The organism is Microbacterium maritypicum MF109 (assembly GCF_000455825.1).
GTDB lineage: Bacteria > Actinomycetota > Actinomycetes > Actinomycetales > Microbacteriaceae > Microbacterium > Microbacterium maritypicum_A.
On record NZ_ATAO01000015.1, the window covers coordinates 1 to 524 of the forward strand.

A 524-nucleotide genomic window follows, 5' to 3' on the forward strand; every position below is an offset into this window, starting at 1 on the left:
CTGGTCGGCTTCTCGATGGGCACCGGAGAGCTCGCACGCTACGTCGCCCGCCACGGCCACGACCGCGTCGCCAAACTCGCCTTCCTCGCCTCGCTCGAGCCCTTCCTCGTGCAGCGCGACGACAACCCCGAGGGCGTGCCGCAGGAGGTCTTCGACGGCATCGAGGCTGCCGCCAAGGGCGATCGCTTCGCGTGGTTCACCGACTTCTACAAAAACTTCTACAACCTCGACGAGAACCTGGGCTCGCGCATCAGCGAGCAGGCGGTGACCGGCAGCTGGAACGTCGCGGTCGGCAGCGCCCCCGTGGCCGCCTACGCGGTCGTGCCGGCGTGGATCGAGGACTTCCGCACCGACGTCGAGGCCGTGCGCTCCGCCGGAAAGCCCACCCTGATCCTGCACGGGACGAAGGACAACATCCTGCCGATCGATGCCACCGCCCGTCGATTCCGCCAGGCAGTGCCCGACGCCGACTACGTCGAGGTCGAGGGCGCTCCGCACGGCCTGCTGTGGACCCACGCCGACGA

1 protein-coding gene is annotated in these 524 nt (G+C 69.1%); it reads left to right on the forward strand.

What is annotated here, in order from left to right; genetic code table 11:
* Positions 1–524 (forward strand): alpha/beta fold hydrolase (locus L687_RS23955; protein ID WP_021198332.1); only part of this gene is annotated, 524 nt, incomplete at both ends.